Annotated in this window: 7 protein-coding genes; all 7 read right to left on the reverse strand. The window is 71.3% G+C overall.

Features of this window, described 5'->3' with window-relative positions:
- Positions 1-5 precede the first annotated feature (5 nt).
- Positions 6-8435 (reverse strand): beta-ketoacyl synthase N-terminal-like domain-containing protein, encoded by an 8430-nt coding sequence (locus tag GBZ48_RS18910; RefSeq protein WP_174472407.1) that lies wholly within the window; start codon positions 8433-8435, stop codon positions 6-8.
- Positions 8432-13744: a type I polyketide synthase gene (locus GBZ48_RS18915; protein ID WP_174472408.1), complete on the reverse strand. Its 5313-nt coding sequence runs from the start codon at positions 13742-13744 to the stop codon at positions 8432-8434. Before GBZ48_RS18915 ends, GBZ48_RS18910 begins: the two co-directional genes overlap by 4 nt.
- A 57-nt stretch (positions 13745-13801) precedes the next feature.
- Positions 13802-15274: a PfaD family polyunsaturated fatty acid/polyketide biosynthesis protein gene (locus GBZ48_RS18920; protein WP_246307295.1), complete on the reverse strand. Its 1473-nt coding sequence runs from the start codon at positions 15272-15274 to the stop codon at positions 13802-13804.
- A gap of 328 nt (positions 15275-15602) precedes the next feature.
- Positions 15603-16790, reverse strand: a complete 1188-nt coding sequence (locus GBZ48_RS18925) for a porin (protein ID WP_174472410.1) — start codon at positions 16788-16790, stop codon at positions 15603-15605.
- Between the two features lie 42 nt (positions 16791-16832).
- Positions 16833-17579 carry a hypothetical protein gene (locus GBZ48_RS18930; protein ID WP_174472411.1) on the reverse strand — a complete coding sequence of 249 codons (747 nt, stop codon included), beginning with the start codon at positions 17577-17579 and terminating at the stop codon, positions 16833-16835.
- Entirely contained in the window at positions 17576-18004 is a 429-nt protein-coding gene (locus GBZ48_RS18935) for an SET domain-containing protein (protein ID WP_174472412.1), read from the reverse strand. The genes GBZ48_RS18930 and GBZ48_RS18935 overlap by 4 nt, the downstream gene beginning before the upstream one ends.
- Positions 18005-18034: 30 nt before the next feature.
- Positions 18035-19189 carry an SDR family oxidoreductase gene (locus GBZ48_RS18940; protein ID WP_174472413.1) on the reverse strand — a complete coding sequence of 385 codons (1155 nt, stop codon included), beginning with the start codon at positions 19187-19189 and terminating at the stop codon, positions 18035-18037.
- Positions 19190-19234 lie beyond the last annotated feature (45 nt).

Consider the following 19234-nt stretch of genomic DNA (forward strand, 5'->3'; position numbering starts at 1 on the left):
CCAGATCATCCGGCCCGGAACCAGCGGGAGAGTGCCGACAGCCACGGGTCGCTCTCGTCGCCGGCCTCGCCCGCCGCGATCCGGCGGGCGAGGCGACCCAGCGGTCGGTCGGCCGGAATTGCGTTCAATACGGCCTGCACTGCCGCCGCCAGGGGAGGGGACAGCCCGCACTCTGTGGCAAGCGCCTTCGCCCTTGTTTCGAATGCCGGGCGCGGCTGGTTGGGCTCCTCGTCGGCCAAGGCGGGGCCGACCCCGTTGATGGCGTCGAGCACCCTCCTCTTGCGCTCCGCCAGCGGCAGACTCGCCAGGTCTTCCGGCCACAGCGGCCGGCCGATGTGGATGTCCTGGCGGGCGAAGCCGAGGGGGAAGTCCAGCCGTTCGGTTGCCGGCTCCACCGGCAGGGCGCCGGCGAAGCGGACGGGGACGATGGGGATTTCCAGCCGCGCCGCCAGATCGAGGAAGACCCCCGACAGGCGGGTGACCGGCGTGCGGCAGGAGAGCGAGCGCGTGCCCTCGGCATGGACCATGATGGACAGCCCGTCCCGCGTCACCGCGGTGCGCGCCTGTTCCATCAGCCCCAGCATGGCGGCGGGATCCTCGCGGTCGAACAGCATCATCATGGGCGGCAGGCGAAGTTCGGGAGCGCTGCCGCTCAGCGTCAGCAGGCGGCCGAGCCAGGTGTCGCGGTGTTCGGCCTTGGCGACGGTCAGGATCGGCCGGCCGGTCAGGGCTGCGCCGACCAGCGCGAAGGTGAGGGACTCCACCGCCACCTGATGGTTGCCGAGGAACAGCGCGCCGCGCTGGCCGATGCGGGCGAGCTGGTCGGGAGCCGCCACGCGGACCTGTCCGACGAACTCGCCGGCCAGCGCCAGGAACAGATCCTCCACCGGCCAGTCGCCGGTCCCCAGATGCGAGCGCCAGAACCGTTGCAGCGGGGCGAGGTCGGGGGCTGCGGAGGCCGTACCGCCCACCAGCCAGTCGGCACCCTCCTGCGTGATCGACAGCGGAACCGGGGTGAGGGGTGCTGCCGGGCAGCGGGCGATGCCAGCCTCGACCGTCACGGTGCCGGGGTGGACGCCGAGATGGGCGGCGGCATGCTCCTTGGCGGCAATGGCGCGGGCCATCTCGGCGGGGTTGCCGGACACGCCGTAAATGGTTTCCAGCGTTCCCGGCAGCCAGTTGCTGGCTGCGACCTCGCGGCCGTTCAGGCTGGTGATGCCGTCCTCCGACCGGGACAGCCGCACTCCGGGAGCGGTCTGGCGGTCACGCAGGAAGGCCTGACGGGCCAGGGCTGGGGCCTTGCCGAGTGCGCCCTTGGGGAACAGCACGTCGGCCAGTTCCATCTCGGCCCAAACCCGGCCGCCGGCCAGCCATTGCAGGCGGGAGCGGGCGCGGCCCTGGCCGTCGAGCTGACCGTCGAGCGGCAGCGCGCGCACCTCGATGCGGATCAGGCCGTCACGCGGCGTCGGGCCGAACAGGCTCAGCCGTTCGATGGCGCTGGGATAAGCCAGCATCCCGGCCGCCCTGTCACCCCACCAGAATTCGGGCGCATGGCGGGGCATGGCGTGCAGTCCGGCATCGAGCAGCGCCGGGCCGATCAGCCCCGGCACCCGCGCCGCCTTGGCCGCGTCGAGCGTGGCGGACGCACCGCGCGGGCCGGTGCGCAGGTCGCTCAGGATCTGGAAGGCGGGTCCGTGGAACAGCTCGCCGGCGCTGTAGGGGCAGGGGGAGGGGTGCGTATCGTCCAGCAGGGCGAAGGGCTGCGGCGGAACCGGCCAATCCGCCTCCCGGATCACCCGTCCGGTCGCCACGGCCGCGCCGCCGTCCCGCAGGGTGACGCGGCCGTCCGGCTCCGTTTCGGGGCGCAGCGTCACCGGCACCGTCACCCAGCGCTGAACCCGCACATCCTCAAGACCCACGATCCGCCCGCCCGGCACGGCGGCAGCCATGGCGTCGGCAAGGCAGGTCAGCGGAACCGCCGGAGCGGTGTGGGTGGGGCGGTGGTCGCCGAGCCAGGGAGCCCTGTTCAGATCCAGGCGGAGGTTCCCCGGTTCATCGCCGCTGGGCCCATTACCGCTGGGCACGAGGCGGGCGGCGAGGCCGTCCACCTCGTAGATGCGCAGATCGTCCGCCCACAGGCTGCCGCGAGCAACGGCGAGGATGCCGCGCTCGTCACGCTCGATCCGCACAATCTCGATTTCCGTGGAGACAGTGCGGTTGGTCGGCACGACCTGACCGCGATATTTCCAGCGCAGCGGTTCGCCCAGCGCAGCACCCTCGAAACGGGGCGACGGCATTTCGCTGTCGAGCCCGGCCAGCAGCATGGCGCGTTCCAGCAATTGCAGCAGCGCCTCGACACCCAGCGAGCCGGGCTGCACCGGGTCCTGGAAGAAGTGGGCCTTGAAGTACCAGGATTCCGGATCGACCGCCTGCCGGCCGCGGACGAGCCCCAGTCCGGCGGCTCCCCCCTGCGGCCACCAGCCGGTGACCTCGTCCACCATGCGCAGCTTGCCCTCCGCCAGTCTGATGCGTCGGGGTTCGGTGGGCGGCGTCGCCGGCGGAATGCCGCGGGCAGTATCATCGGGCAGGGGTGGCAGGCCGTTCTGCTTCGCCAGGGCCGCAGCGGCGAAGAAGCCGAAGGCGGTCTCCAGATCCATCAGCGGCCGGTCGTCCACCCAGGCGCGGACCTTGAAGGCGATCAGGGTGATGCCGCCAGCGCGGGAGAAACGGGTCAGCGTCGCTTCGGTCCGGACGCAGGCGTCGGCGGGCGTCACCTCGGCAAAGACGCGGGCGTCGTCGCCGTCCAGGTTGCGGATCGCCAGATCCTCGGTGGAGGCGAGCGCGAAGCCCATATAGGACGCCAGCCAGCCGCAGGGCTGGAGCAGCACCTCCATCAGCACGCAGAATGGCATCACCGGGGCGGCATTCTCGGCGAAATACCAGGCGTCCGGCTCCACCGCGCAATCGACGAGGATGGTGCCGCCGACGGTCGGCTCCCCGGCCGGGCAGTTCACCGACGCCACGCTGGTCATGAAGTGATAGGGCGGCCCCGGCAGGCGCGGCACCCGGCCGGCGTCGAAGCGGGCATACATGCTGCCGAAAGCGGCGGACGGCGCCCCCCAGGCGCAGGCCAGCAGCGCCTCTTGATCGCCGCGCACGTCACCGCGGGTGCCGACGATGCGCGGCGCCTCCAGCCGTGCCGGCAGGGCGTGGCGGCCCTGGCCGAGCGGCCAGTCGGGCACCAGCCGCACCGCGAAGGCGCGGCAATGGAAGACCTTGAAGCCGTCGGCGCTGCACAGCAGGGCGGCGCGGACGATGGGCGTCGGCCCGTCCTCGATCTCCTCGACGAAGACCTCGTAGACCAGATGATGGCCGGCGTCGGGGATCACCTGCCCGCGGCAGACGAAGCGGGCGGGCTCGTCGGGCACCGGTTCGAACCGCCAGGAATCGCGGCCGATGGTGAAGCCGCCCGCCGCCATGAAGGTCGCCACCGCCTGCACTGCGCCCTCGGCCATCAGGGTGCCGGGCATGCAGGGGTCATTCTTGAAATGGCCGGCATAGAACCACGCATCGGCCGGCACATCGCTTTCGGCGCGCAGATAGCCGCGGCCCCAGGGACCGCCCTGCGGCTCGAAGACGGTCACGCTGTCGATCAGGCGCATGCGGCCCTGCGGGATGGCCGGGGTGCGCTGGTGGCTGCCGGCCAGCTCGAACCCCGCGCCGAAGCAGGCGAAGGCCCGGCCGGCGGTCCAGAGGTCGAGCTGTTCGGCGGTGAAGGAGCGGTGGCGCGACGGGCAGGGCAGCGGGTCGAGGCGGGCACCGTCCCTGGGCCGATCCTCCTCGGCGCTCCACAGCACGCCGCCGGAGTTTGCGAGTTCCCGGTCGGTGAAGAAACCGGCCTGACCGTTGCGGACCGACAGCACCAGCCGGTCGCCGATGCGGCAGTCGTAATGGAAGAAGAACAGCCCGACCTCGCCCATGCGGGCATGGCCGTCGATGTGGATGTCGTAGCGCAGGGTATCGCCGACCGTGGGCAGACCACCTTCATGATAGGTCATCTCGCAGCCGAGCAGGCGGTAGACGCGTTCGCCCCTGTTGCGGAAATCGGCGCCCAGCCAGGAGACCAGCAACAGGTCGGCCTGCCCGGATTCGATGGCGATGCCCACCGGCATGCGGCCGTTGTGCAGATACCAGGCGTCGGCCGTGACGTCGGTCTCGGTGACGATGGAGCCCTGGCCCATGCTGCCCGGCTCGCCGGCGATGGAGACGACGCGGTCGACCAGCAGCAGCGGCGGTTCCGGCATGCGGACCTGACGCGCATAGCCGTCCTGCTGTGCGAACAGCGGGCCGAAGATTTCGGAGACCTTGCCGGAGGCAAGGGTTTCCAACTGGGCGCGGGTCCAAAGGGGGGGAAGCGCTCCCTCTCCCGTCCCGGGAGAGGGAAGGGGCCCGCCGCGCAGCGGCGGGAAGGGTGAGGGGTGATCCGAGGAACCATGCGCTCCTTGATTCTCGCCCTGCCCCTCACCCTCCCCACCTTCGGTGGGTCCCCTCCCTCTCCCGGGGCGGGAGAGGGCGCTTGTGGTCGGCTGCGATGTCGACACACCGAAGCCGTGCAGGTAGGTCCGATGCAGGTCCGACGCGATGGTCAGGTAGCCGGTGTGAAGCTCCGCCGTGCGGGCGAGGATGCGGGCAATCGGGCTATCGGCCGGCGGGACGTGCGCTGACACCGTTTCGGACGCGACCTGCTCCGGCACTGCGTCCAGGGGGCGGCGGGCGGCCAGATCGGGGGGCGGAAGGCCGGCGACCGGCGGCAGGGGCGGCGCGGGGTGCATCTGTTGCCCGAGCGTCCCCACCAGGGGGGCGGCAGGGGCGGGGAAGGTCAGGGGTTGGGCCGGCGGTGCCGCAACCGGACGCTCCAGGCGACGGGCGACCTCGGCCATGGCGGGATCCAGACCGGCGGTGAACAGTTCGGCCGCCACATGGGCCAACTGCTCCAGCGGCGCGCGGCCCGGATGGTCGAGGCTGACCGCCAGATGGTCGCGGCCGGACAGGATCGCGGCGATGGAGCGGGTCAGGGCGTTGCGCGGGCCATGCTCGACGAAGATGCGCACGCCGTCGTGATAGGCGCGGTGGACGGTGCGGGGGAAGTCCACCCGCTCCACCGCCTGCCGGGTCAGCGCCTCGGCGCACAGCTCGATGGACGGCGGATAGGCTTGGGCGAAGGCGTTCGCGTAAAGGGCGACGCCCTCGGGCGGGGTGGTTGCGCGCCGGTGGATGCGGCGCCAGACCGGGGCGCAGGGCTCCAGTTCGGCGCAATGCACCACCATGTCCTGGCCGAGCGGCAGCGCACGGTGGGTGCCGAGGCGGGCGACAGCCTGCCGGCAGAACTCGGCATCGCCACCGATCACGCAATCCTGCGGCGCGTTGACGATGGTGATCGAGACGCGGGGCAGGCCAGCCAGCGCCGCTTCGACCTCCTCGACGGGGGCGAGCAGGCGCCAGTTGCGCCAGTCCGCGGTGCCCGTCCGTCCCCAGCTTTGGGATGCGGCGAGGCAGTCGCCGGTCAGATGACGGCCATAAAGGCCCGACGCGTCGATCTCCGCGAACATGGCGCCCATGTCGGTCCAGACACCGGCGGTGAACAGCGCGTTGGTCTCGCCGGAGGACAGGCCGAGCATCGCTTGGGGCCGCAGGCCGAGGACGCCGCGGCTGACCTCCGCATGGGTCTGGCAGAGCAGCGCACAGGTCTGCAACTGCGCCATGGCGTCGAGCGGGGCGGCGGAACCATAGAGCCGTTCCGCCGCATGGGCCAGGACAGGAAAACGCTGTGTGACCGCTTGACCGATGTCGGGCATCGACAGGAGCAGGTCGCGGCCCATGCCCTTGTAGGCCGCAGCGGCCCCGGTGAAGGCGAAGGCGAGCGCGCCGCCCAGCGGCCGCTCCCGGAAATGGATGCCGTCGGCGACGGCCGCGCGGCCTTCGGCCAGGGCGAGCGCGCGGGACAGGGTGTCGGCTTCCCGGCCGGATGGGCAGGCAAAGGACAGGCGGACGGGGCCTTGCCCGCCATCCTCGCCGCGCCGGATGCGCCCGCACAGCTCGGCCCGGCTGCCGGCGGCAAACCAGCGGAGACGGATGGCGGGCGGAGGCAGGGCCGGCCGGACGATGCCGCCGCTTTCGACCAGCAGGTTGTCGGCGGCTCCGCCCAGCGCCTCGACGGTGACACGGGTGCGCAACGGTCCGGCGCCCAGCCAGGGGCGGGCGGGGCCGTCCGCGGGCTGCATGCGCCCGCGGCAGGCAACGATGGCGGCGGCGACATGCAGCAGGCCGGACGCGACATGGGCATGGCCAAAGCGGCGGGTGACCGGGCTGGCGCCCTGCGGGCCTGCGAGGACGAATTCGGCGCCATCGGCGCCACCGGCCTCGGACAGGTCGAGGATGGCGTGGATCGGCTCCCCTGCCGCCTCGGCGCACTCCACCCGGCGCAGCACCAGGGCGACGGCGGCGTCGCCGGCCGTCGCGAGGTCGGGGCGCAGGGCGGCTAGCGCGCTGCGATGGACCGGTTCGCAGGACAGGTCGACCGCGCCGACGACCGCGGCGTCCAGTTCGCCTGTCGCCAGGGCGCGGGCGGCGATGCGCAGCCCGGCGAGCCCCGAAAGTTCCTCCGCCGACACCGAGTAGCTTGGACCGCGCCAGTCGAACTGTGCGTTGAAGCGGTTGGCGACGATGTTCGGCATGGTGCCGATGACGCCGGCCGCGTTCAGCGGTGGGCCGAGTTCGACGCTGGCATCCGGATCGCAGAGGCCGGCAAGGCGCACGCCCAGCCCGCGCCGCGCCACCTCGGCATCGCAGCCCATGCCCATCAGCACGCCGGTGGTGGCCGCCGCCAGGGGGGGAGCGTCGGCAACAGCCTGCGCCACCGCTTTCATCGCCAGCAACTGCTGGGGCAGGGCATGGCGCAGGTCGGCGGGAGGGACGCGGGCGGTGGCGAGGTCCAGCGTGATGCTGTCCAGGGCGCGCTGGCCGTCCCCGGTCGGTGGGGCTGCGGCCAGGGCGGCGGCGAAATCGTCCGCGGCGGTGACGACGGCGAGCCCGACGACGGCAACGCGCAGAGACGGCGGCGGGACGGCGGCCACTTGCACGGACGGGGTGGCGGGCTGCCATTCCTCCAGGATCAGATGCGCGTTGTTGCCGCCGAAGCCGAAGGCGCTGATGGCGGCGCGGCGGGGACCGTCGACCTCCCATGGCTCCTCCCGGTTCAGCAGGCGGAAGGGGGAGGCGGCGATGCCGTCCAGCGGGGCGGAGTCGGCATGCAGGGTGGGTGGGCGGACGCCTGCCGCCATCGCTTGGATCACCTTGACCATGCCGGCCAGCCCGGCGGCGGCGATCAGGTGGCCCAGGTTGGATTTCAGCGAGCCGATGGGGACGCCGTCCAGCCCCTGGAAGACCCGGCCCATGCTGGCGATCTCTGTGGCGTCGCCCAACGCGGTTCCGGTGGCGTGGCATTCGACCAGAGACACCGCCTCCGGACCGAGGCCGGCCTGGGCATAGGCCGCGGCGATGGCGCGTTCCTGCCCGCCGGCATCGGGGACCAGGAAGCCGCGGCTGCGCCCGTCGTTGGACAGGCCGATGCCGCGGATGACGCCGAGGATGCGGTTGCCGTCGCGCACGGCGTCGTCCAGCCGCTTCAGCACCACGCAGGCGGCCCCCTCGGCGGGGATCAGCCCGTCGGCCTCGCGGTGGAAGGGACGGCTGCGGCCGGTCGGGCTGAGGGCGTTGAGGGCGGTGAAGCCCATGTGGAGGAACAGATCGTCGCCGCGGTTGACGCCCGCTGCGATCATCAGGTCGGCATGGCCGTCGCGCAGTTGGTCGCAGGCGAGCTTGACGGCGTAGAGCGAGGAGGCGCAGGCGGCGTCCAGGCAGAAGGCCGGACCGTCGAGGCCGAGCGCGCGGGCCGCCAGCCGGGCCGGCAGGCCGGAGGAGAAGCGGTTGGCTGGGTTGGGCCGTTCGCGGTCGAGCCACACCGCCTCGGCATAGGCGCTGAGGCTGGCGGTGGGGTAGGACAGGTTGCCGGCGATCAGGCCGCACCGCTCCGGCAGGGCGACGGTCAGCCCGGCCTCGCGCAACGCCTCGCGCCCGCAGTGGACCAGCCAGAGCACCAGCGGGTCGAGGCCGGCCAGATCCTCGGCCGGGCAGGCGAAGCCGCTGGGATCGAAGACGGCATCGAAGCCCTGGACATAGCCGCCGCGGTCGGTGGCCGAGCGTTCCGGCGCCTGCGGCGACAGGGCCTGTGCGGTGTCGACGCGCCAGACGCCGGGCGGCACCGGGCGCAGCAAATCCCGCCCCTCGACCACGGCCCGCCACAGCTCCGCCGGGCTGAGGGCACCCGGCAGCACGCAGCCGTGACCGACGATGGCGATGGGCGGGACGCGGCTCATGCCGAGCGGCCGATGCAGGAAACGACCGGGTTTCCGGCGGGGGGCTGGGACAGTTCGCGCAGCATGAAGGCGGCGCCGTCGTCCGGGGCGATCAGGCCGACGGACAGGCGGCGGAAATGCTGCTTCAACGCCGGTCCGACCATGCCGCCGTCCCACGGCCCCCAGGCGATGGCCTTCACCGTGCAGTCGGGGCGGCGCGCCGCCTCCGCCCGCGCCACGGCGTTCAGGACGCCGTTGGCCATGGCGTAGTCGCACTGGCCGGCATTGCCGTGCAGCGACGCGATGGAGGAGAACAGGCAGATGACGCGCACGGGATCCTGGCGGGTCGCCTCCAGCAGGTTGCCGATCCCGTCCACCTTGGTGCCGAAGACGGCGTCGAACTGGTCGCGGGTCTTGTCGCCGATGCGCTTGTCGGCCAGCACCCCGGCGCCATGGACAATGCCGGAAATCGGGCCGGCCTCCGCCCGGACCGTCGCCAGCGCCTGGGCGACGGAGGCGGCGTCGCGTACGTCGGCGCGGCAGTAGCGGACGCGGGCGCCGGCCGCTTCCAGCCGGCGGAGCGTGGCGCGGGCCTCGTTGGCGGCGAGGATGGTTCTGACCGTCGCCTCGATCTCGCGCGGCGGCTTGCCAGCACCGGGGCCGGCGATCACCGCCCGTCGCACCGCCGTCTCGTCGGAATTTCCGGCGAGGCCGGGCAGGACCGGGGCGGCGTCGGGGTCGCTGCGGCCGAGGATGACCAGGGTCGGGCGGATGTGGCGGGACAACTGCTCCAGCGCCACCGCGGTCACCCCGCGGGCGCCGCCGGAGACGACGATCACGGCACCCTCGGGAAGCGGCAGCGGGCCGTCCGCCGCTTCCTCTTGACGAAGAGTGCGGACGAGACGCCGGCCGTCGGCGGTCAGCCGCAACTCGGCATCGCCGTCGCCGGTGGTGAGTTCGGTCGCCAGGATTTGCGCCAGTTCCGCGGCGGAGCGGCTTCCGGCCTCCAGGCCGATGGCCTTGACCCGCGCCGCCGGCCATTCATGCGCGGCGGTCAGGACGAGGCCGCCGAGCCCGAGCCATGCATCCCGGCCATTCTGGACGGTGACGAAGGCGCCGCCGGCCTCGCCCAGGCGGGGAGCGACGGCCTTGGCGGCGGCAAGCGCGCGCCAGTGCAGGTCGGCGCTCGACGCCGCATCGGCGCCGTCGAGGCCGGCCAAAAACAGCACGCCGTCGTCCTGCGCGCCCGGCTCTTCGGTGAGGCGGGCGGCGATGCCCCTGGCCGACAGCAGCGTCACCAGTTCGGCTGCGACGCCCGCCGAATCCGGGATGACGGCGATGCTGGTCAGGCCGCGCAACATGTCGGTTCCGGAGGCTTGTCGGTCCTCCAGCACCGAGCAGGTGCGCAGGGTGCCGGACGATAACGCGGGCAGGGACTGCGACTGCGGCGTCTGCGGGGCGGCGGAAGCGTCGCCCCTGATGCGCGCGATCACGGCGCCGACGGTCTTCAGCGCGGTCAGTTCGCGCATTTCGACCGAGGCGAGGTCCGGCAGCCGTTCGACCAGAGCCGAGAAGATTTCCACCTGCTTGATGGAATCGATGCCGAGGCCGGCTTCCAGCTCCATCTCCGGGCTGAGCATCTCGACGGGATAGCCGGTCTTCTCTGCGACCAGCCCCATGAACAGCTTGCCGACATCGACGGAGGGCACGGCCGGTTCGGTCACTGACGGCACGGCTGCGGGCGCTGCCGTGACGGGCGCCGGGGCCGGACTGCCGCCGCGGCCGTCGGCGGCGATGGCAAGAATCTGGCCGATGGTCTTCAGCGCGTTCAACTCGCGCATGTCGGCAGTGCCCAGTGCCGGGATGCGCTCCTGCAGTGTCGAGAAAATCTCCACCTGCTTGATGGAATCGATGCCGAGCCCGGCCTCAAGCTCCATCTCCGCGCTCAGCATTTCGACCGGGTAGCCGGTCTTCTCGGCGATCACCGCCAGAACCGTGTCGCGGGCGCTGGCTGCAGGCGGAATGGGGACTGCCACCGGTTGCGGCCTGGGCGTGGCCACAGGCTGCGGGACCGTTGGAGCCGGCGCCGGCCGGTGCATCGGCGGAGTGGGTGCCGCCACAGGGGCGGGAGCCAGGACCGGCATTGGCTGCGGAGCGGCGATGGCCGGTGCGCTCGGCATGATCGGCGCAGGCGGGGCGGTGAAAGCAGGCTGCTGCGCCGGAACGCCGCTGAGGCTCTGGATCGCTTGGCCGGCGACGGCGAGGAGGGCCTGATGGCTCTCGGCGATGGCGCGCTGGAAGGCGGCGTGGGCATCGGCGACATGGTGATAGATCGTCTCCACCGACGCCGTAGCGACGGGGTTGGGCGCCGGCTGCGGAGCGGGGGAGTTCGTGACCATGATCTGGGCTTCTTCGATGGGCTGGGACTGGAAGGCGGTGGATTGGACCGGTGCCGACGATGCAGGCGCGGCCGGAATTGGCACGGCCGGCGTGGGAACGGGCCGCGGCGGGTTGGGCTTGGGCAATGCGGCCGCACCGCCCTGGGGCGGATAAATCTTGCCGAAATTGGCGCCGGAGATCTGGACCGCGGCCGGTGACGGCTTTCTTGGTTTGCGCTCCTCGGCGAAGCCAGCCCACAGCGCTTCGAAATCCAGGCGCACGCCATGCACCGCCAGGGCGCCCAACCCGTCCAGCAGGCTGAGGACGCCATCGGCACCGCGCCGGTCGAGCGGCACGGCAAGATGCGGGCGGCCGTCCAGGCATTGCGCCACCAGACCGGTCAGCACCGCGCCGGGGCCGACCTCGACGAAGGTGCGGACGCCGTCGCCATACAGCGCCTCGATCGTTTCGCGGAACCGGACCGTCCCGGCGATCTGCCCGGCCAGCAGGTCGCGGGTTTCGCTGTCGCCGTAGGGGGCAGCGGTGAGATTCGCATAGACCGGGATGGCGGCGGCGCCAAACCGCGTGTTCTCAAGAACGCTGCGGAAGCTCTTCGACGCCGCTGCCACCACCGGAGAATGGAAGGCGCTGGCGACCTTCAGGCGGACGGCCCGCAGCCCCTCGGCCTCCAGCAAAGCGACGGCGCTTTCGACCGCTGCGCGGGCGCCGGACAGGACCACCTGCTCCGGGCCGTTGTCGTTGGCCAGCACCACGTCCAGCCCTTGCAGAAGTGGGGCGACACGCTCCCGTCCGGCGGCCACCGCGATCATGGCGCCGTCGCTGCCGGCCGCAGCGGCCTCCATGCAGCGGGCGCGCTCGCCGGCCAGGGTCAGGGCGGTGTGCCGGTCGATGGCTCCGGCGGCGCAGAGTGCGGTGATCTCGCCGAAGGAATGGCCGGCGACGGCATCGGCGCGGAGGCCGGCGCGCTCCAGCACCGCCAGCAGGGCGAGGCTCGCCGTCCCGATGGCGGGCTGGGCATGCAGCATCCGGGTCAGGAGGGCATCCTGAGCGTCGCCCTCCTCCCGGGTGAAGGCGGGCGGCGGGAAGACCACGCGGTGCAAAGGCGGCTGGCCGGGGGCGGTGGGCAGCGCTGCCTGGGCATCCCAGACGGCCCGCGCCTCATCGAAGGCGACGGCCAGATCGGCGCCCATGCCGACATACTGGCTGCCCTGGCCGGGAAACAGGAAGGCGACCTTGCCGCCGGTGGCTTCGCCCACCGCCAGATGGATGCCGCGGGTGGAAAAGGGACCGGACCGGCTCAGCGCCGTCGCCAAGCGCGCCTCGAACTGCGCGGTGTCGGCGGCGACGATGGCGAGGCGATGGCGTGCGGCGGGATCGAAGGCGATCCGGCTGTCGCGGGCGACCGCTTCCAGCCCTTCCGATTTCATGCGCTCGGCGAGGGTGCGGGCGGCATCGGCAAGGGATTGCGCGTCGGCACCGCCGGCCAGCACCAGCGCACCGCCCGCCCACAGGCGGGAAGCGGTGTGGGACCCGGAATATTCCTCCAGCGCCACGTGATAGTTGCTGCCGCCGAAACCGAAGGAACTGACGGAGGCGCGCCGGGGGGCGCGATCCAGTCCCGCGCCCTTCACCCAGGGACGCGCACGGGTGTTGAGGTAGAAGGGGCTGGTTTCCAGCTTCAGACGGCTGTCGGGCCGCTCGACCTTGATGGTGGGCGGCAGAACCTTCTGGTGCAGTGACAGCGCCGCCTTCAGCAGACCGGCGGAGCCGGCGGCGGCCTTGGTGTGGCCGATCTGCGATTTGATCGAGCCGATGGCGCACCAGGAGTCCGTTTCCGCATCCGCTTCGCGGAACACCTGGGTCAGGGCGGTGAACTCCGCCAGATCGCCGGCGCGGGTGCCGGTGCCGTGGGCTTCCACCAGCTCGACGCTGCGCGGGCCGTAGCCGGCGTCGGCATAGGCGCGGCGCAGGGCGACCGCCTGACCTTCGGGGCGGGGGGCATAGACGCTGGTGGCGCGCCCGTCCGACGACGAGCCGATGCCGCGGATGACGGCATAGATGCGGTTGCCGTCACGCTCGGCATCCTCCAGCCGGCGCAGGGCGAACAGCCCCAGCCCCTCGCCGACGATGGTGCCGTCGGAGGCGTCGGAGAATGGCCGGCAATCGCCGCTCTTGGACAGGGCCGGCGTCTTGCTGAAACACATGTACATGAAGATGTCGTTCAGCGCGTCGACGCCGCCGCTGATGACCATGTCGGAATGGCCCAGCTCCAGTTCGTTCATCGCCATCAGCAGGGCCGACAGCGAGCTGGCGCAGGCGGCGTCCACCACGCAGTTGGTGCCGCCAAGGTCGAGGCGGTTGGCGATGCGCCCGGCCACCACATTGCCGAGCACGCCGGGGAAGGTGCTTTCCTGCCATTCCACATACTGCGAGGCGATGCGGTCGCAGAGGGCGGTCACCTCGGCTTCCGGCAGGCCGGCTTCGCGCAGGGCCTTGACCCAGACCGGCCGTTGCAGCCGTGCCCCCATGGTGCCGACCAGTTCGGTGGCGGAGGCCACGCCCAGCACGATGCTGGTCCGGCTGCGGTCGATGTCGCGGAACCGGGAGCGGCAGGCCTCGTCCAGCACCTCCCTGGCGACGATCAGCGCCAGAAGCTGCGCGGTGTCGGTGGCGGCCAGCGCCTGGGGCGGGATGCCGAACTCCAGCGGATCCAGCGTGGCGGGCGGCAGGAAGGCGCCGCGCCGGCAATAGGTCTTGTCCCGCGCCGTCGGATCGGGGTCGTAATAATCCTCCACCAGCCAATGGGTAGCCGGCACGTCGCCGATGCAATCCCGTCCGGCGAGAATGTCGCGCCAGAAACCGTGCGTGGTGCCGGAACCGGGGAACATGGCGCCGATGCCGACGATTGCGATGGGATGGCGGTTCTTCAAGGCCGTCTCGGAGGTTCGGAAGGAGGATCAGGGGGGCGAAACCGGCGTGCCGGCGGGTCAGGCGAGCCGGCGCGGCACCCAGGTGAAGGCGGCGGCCGGGACCGGCAGGCCCGCCGTGCGCATCTGCTGGGCGCGGGTCACCACGGCGGCGCCCTCCAGCAGGTTGCGGGCGATCTGTTCGACGCTGCGGTTCTCCGCGGCTTCCAGGAAGCTGCCCTTCACCCAGTCGTTGAAGGCGCCCATGGCCGGGCCGCACCAGACCTGGAAGTCGTGGCGCCGGGCGGCATCGTCCAGCATCGGCCAGCGCGCGGCGTTGAACAGATACCAGCGGAAAACCAGCGCCATGCGGTGGCGGGGATCGGCCTCGGCCCGGGCCAGTTCCGCCGGGTCGCGGGCGGCGAAATGCTCGCGGGTCTGGCGCCAGATCTCCTCCAGCGGAGCCTGGAAGACGTCGCGTTCCAGGGTCGCGCGCTCTGCCGCCGGCAAATCGTCCAGGCCGGAATGACGGCAATACAGGTCGTACAGGCGCTGGGCGCGGAAGGGGAACATGGTGCCCCGCTTCATCACCTGCACCTTCACGCCCATTTCGAACATGTCGGCGGCCGGTGCCATCGTCACGTCCGTGCTGGACAGGTCGGCCAGCATGCGGCGAACCGACAGCGGCTGACCGGACTCCGTGGCCGACTGGTTCACCGAGCCGACGACGACATAGGCGGCCCCCATGGCGAAGGCGGCGGCGATGGCTGCGGGGGTGCCGAGCCCGCCGGCGGCGCCGACGCGGATGTTGCGGTCATAGCCATGGGCGGCCACCAGCTCGTCCCGCAGGCGCTGGATGATCGGGAAAAGGACTGAGAGTGGGCGGTTGTCGGTGTGGCCGCCGGAATCGGCCTCCACCGTGATGTCCTCGGCAACCGGGATGGTGGAGGCCAGGTCGGCCTCCCCGGCGGTGAGGCGGCCTTGGGCGACCAGATCGGCCAGCATGCGCTGCGGGGCTGGGGCCATGAACTGGCGGGCGACCTCGGCGCGCGAGACCTTGGCGAAGATGTGGGTCAGGCGGCGGACCGCACCGGTGGCCAGATCGCGGCTCAACCCCCTGGCGGCCAGCTCGACCACCGACGGCGTCAGCGCCATGAAGGCGGAGGCCGAGACGCGGCGCACGCCCTGCTGCTGGAACAGGCGGCAAACGGCGGTTTCCAGCGAAGGGTCGTTGGGGCTGTGGATCAGGTTGGCGCCCCAGTTCGGCGCCCGGGTGCCAAGGGCCGCGTGGATTTCGGCGATCCCCTCCTGCACGCGCTGCGGCGACAGGCCGGCGCTGCCATAGAAGCCGAGCAGCCCGGCACGGGCGGCGGCCACCGCCATCGCCGGCGTGGCGATGCCGCGTGCCATCTCGCCGGCCACATAGGCGAAGCGGCAACCATGGGTTTCCTGAAAAGCGCGGTCGCCCAGCCACTCCGGATAAAGTGGCGGCAGGGTGGCGACGGGATGAAGCTCGCCGCCGGCAAGATCCGGGGGAAGGCTCGAAGCTCCCAACCGGCCGTCCCGGTTCCGCAAGATGTAAAGCGGTTCCCGCGCCTTCTGAGTCAATTCCAGGAGCTGTGACGGATCGAAGCTTGCCGTCGGCGACGCCAGTGGCGGCATTGCCGGCTCCAGACAGGTCATATCCACACCAACCCCTGATTATCTTTTTTCTTTATAAACAGCGGGTGGATTCTACCACAGATATATTGCCGCGAAAACGGGTTGCGAAGGGATGAACGGAACGGAGTCCGATGCGTGGCGTGCAGTGCGGTGAAAGCTCCCGGGGGTTCCGGCGGGCCGGCATTCGGGCCGGCCCGTCAGGGTGCGCTTGTCCGGACCCTTAGAATGCCAGACGGGTGTCCAGCATCAGGATGTGCGCGCGGTCGGTCAGGTCGCCGCCGCTGGCCGCAGCGCCCGACAGGGTCGAGCGGACATAGTCATACTCCAGCCCGGTGGTCAGGCCGGGGGCGACGGTCCAGGTGACGCCGCCCTGCCAGACATCGGCCTTGGCCGGCGTCGTCATGGTCGCCATGTCGTTGCCCAGCGCGCGCATGTAGTTGGCGGCGAACAGCAGCGGGCCGCTGGTGTATTGGGCGCCGACGATCAGGTTCTGCTGGTTGCGCGACTGCGCGGTCCCCTTGGCATAGCCGCTGTCGCCGCTGTAGGCGTAGCTGACGCCGACCTTCGCCGGGCCGTAGCCGACATTGGCGCCGACATGGAACGAGTTCAGATCCTCGAAGGACTGGCTGGCGATGCCGTCGCTCTGCCGCACCGCCTTGCCGGTCTGGTAGAAGGCGCTGGCCTCCACCGTCACGTCGCCGAAGCTGTTCTGGAAGGCGGCACCCGCTTCGACCACGTCGCGGAAGGCGAGCGCATCGCCAAGCGCATCCACCTTGCGGCGGTTGATCGACGTGTTGGAATCGCCGGTGCGCGGGGTGTAGGACACCGCGGCCTGCAAACCGCCGAAGCTGGGGCTGATGTAGATGAACTTGGTCCCGGTGTCGTAGGACACCAGCGTGCGCAGGCTGGTCGCCGCCAGCGGCAGGGCGGCATAGGTGGACGAGCCGTGGAGGAACAGAATGCCGTTGCTGTCCGGGCTGCCGGCGATGCCCTCCGTGTTGGGGCCGATCATGCCGTATTCGTCGGACAGCCCGTTGATGACGCCGGCCTGGATGGTGCCGAAGGACCCGTTGGCGAAGAGGAAGGCGCGGTCGTTCTCCACCGTGCGGCTCGACACCGAGGGGTCGCCGTTGCCGGAGACCAGACGCAGCCGGGCGCCGTAGGTCAGCCCGTTGTCGGTGGTGGCCGACGGGGTGACGGTCAGACGCAGGCGGTTGGAGAATTCGGTCGAGCGCAGCCCGCTGTCCTGCTTCTGGCTGACATAGGCGCCCTGGAAATAGGCATCGCCGCCGATGGTCAGGCTGAATTCAGCCTCGGCAAGGGCCGGGGCGGCCTGAAGCGCGACGACAAGGGCGGCGGTGGCGGTGCCGGCCAGGGCTGCGGTGCGGAGAAGTGAGATCTGGGACATCGGGCGCATCGGGATGGTCATTCCGGGAAAGGGCGTCAGGCGTCAGGCCGTCTGGGCAATGGGGAACCAGCGGCGGCCGAACGGGGTGAGGTTGTCGTCGGTCAGGCGGGCGAGGCAGAGGATTTCGACACTGTCGGCCCAGCGCGGGTTGAGGTGGCGGAACTGGGCAACCGCCGGGCTGTCGAGCTTGGCCTCGCTGATGGCGCGGGCCTCCTCCGTCAGGCCGTAGCCCTGCCATTTCCAGTCCACCGTCCCGGTATCGGGATCGTAGTAGTGCGCGAAGCATTCGCGGCCGATATGGTCGCGCAAGGCCCGGTCGAGGTCGTCGAGCGTCCGGTCCGCGCTGGGCGTGTGGCGGAGGAACAGCATTGGCATGTAGCGGTAGGAGCGGTAGCCGACGGCGCTGTAGCTCCAGTACCAGAGCCGCCCCGACCGGTCGGCGCGCGCCCGCCCGACCATTTCGGCGACCATGGCGCGCACCAGCCCGTTCGACCCCCAGAAGCGCCGTTCCAGAATGCAATGGGCGGTGTGGAAGGCGCCGACGGCGGTGCCGGCGATCTCCGCCTCCTGGCGGTAGATCGTGGCGAAGCCGACCAGCTCGCCGGTATCCGGATCCTCCTGCAGGACGCAGTGGTCGAGGTCGCCCAGCTCCTCGTTGAAATACTCTTCGCCGTAGCCCTCGAACCAGACGCTGAGCAGGGCGAACATCACCGCCCGCCGCTCAGGAGTCAGGGCGGCGGGTTCGACGATGCTGGTCATCAGGGGGTGATGCGACGCGCGCGGCCTCATGCCGGCGCTCCGGACAGATCGCTGGCGGACAGGTAGCTGGCCGCACCCGCATCGCGGACATCGGCGCAAATGTCCTCGTAGTTGCAGGTGATCTCCTCGCCGGCGGCGATGGCGCGGCGGGTGACGAAGACCCGCCAGTCGCCGGGGTCGGCCCGGCCGATGGACGGCTCGTCGTCATGGTTGAGGAAGCGGGCGTCGTCGCCGGGCAGCAGGACGCCGACCCCGTCGATCACGCAGCCGTGGAAATCCACCAGCCGGGAAAGCTGGGGGAACTCGTCCAGCAGCGCATCGTCGGGAGCGAAGAGGCGGTCGACGCGGGCATCGAACCGCCACACCGGCACGCCGGCCGCAACCGGCCCCTCGGCGAACAGACCCAGCCCGTGGATCGGGCTGGAGGCGAGGCGGGTGGGGATAAGCAGCGGCATGGCGTTTCTTCCGGCGGACCCGTTGGTGCGTCAGGCGGCGGCGTTGGCGGGAGCCAGCGACTCGTCGAACTCGAAGCTGGCGGCGTCGTCGACGAACTGCTCCTCGACGGTCGTGCGCGGCTGTTGCAGGCAGACGCCGATATAGTCGGCGAAGCGCGGCGGCGGGGCGAAGCCTTCGGCCAGCAGGCGGCTGTTGTCGAAGGCGATGTCCTGGGCGGTGAAGCGGTGGTACTTGCGGCCGCCGGCGGCCATCGTCCGGTGCAGGATGTCGCGCTGCGGGAAGGCCAGGCGATAGGCGCGGTCGAAGGGCTTCCAGCCTTCCGGACCCTTCGGGTCGAAGAAGCTGTAGGGGCGGGTGCCCTCATGGCCGTGGCTGGCGAAGGCTTCCTCGAAATCGACCCAGGTCGTGCGGCTGCCGAGGCCGGCGGAGATGTGGTAGAGGTTGTGCTTCAGGTCCGGCTTGCGCAGCAGGTCGTGCAGACGGGCCGACGCCCAGTCGACGGGCACGATGTCGATAAAGCCGTCGGGCGAGCAGGGCAGGATGCCGGTGCGGTCGACCAGACGGAAGAACCAGAAGATGCTGGCGCTGGGGCGCACACCAAGCTGGGTGTGGCCGACGACGATGGACGGGCGGCAGACGACGATCGGCAGGTCGGGGAAGCCGGCGGCCAGAGCGCGCTCGGCCGCGGCCTTGCTGCGGGTGTACTCGACGATGTGCGGCGTGTCGTGGCCGGGGGCCGGGGCCTCGCTCACCATCTCCAGCCACGGCGTCTCGCCGCAGCAGAAGGCGGTGCCGATGTGCAGGAAGCGCTGGAGATGCTTCATCCGGCGGGCGCGGGCGGCGAGCGCCAGCGTGCCGTCGACATTGATCTGCCAGACCGAATGGCGGCTGTCGAAGGAGGTGTCGGCGGCGACATGGACGATATGGGTCACCGCGTCCAGCCGCGGGTCGGTGCTGGTCGCCAGCGATTGCAGGTCGCCCGGCAGGATCTGGCACAGGCCGGCATAGGCATCGGCCGTGGCGCGGTCGACGCAGCGCGCGAGGTTGGAGGCGAGACGGGCGCGGCAGGCGGCCTCGTCGGCGCCGCGGATCAGCAGAAGGCAGTCCGCCGCGGACCCGTTCTGCACGGCGTCGAGGTAGAAGGAACCGCCGAGGAAGCCTGTGCCGCCGGTGAGAAGGATCATGGTGTGCCTCTGTCTCGCGTCTGGGTGATGGGGGCAGGGGAGGGG

Origin of the sequence: Azospirillum melinis, assembly GCF_013340935.1 — a bacterium.
GTDB lineage: Bacteria > Pseudomonadota > Alphaproteobacteria > Azospirillales > Azospirillaceae > Azospirillum > Azospirillum melinis.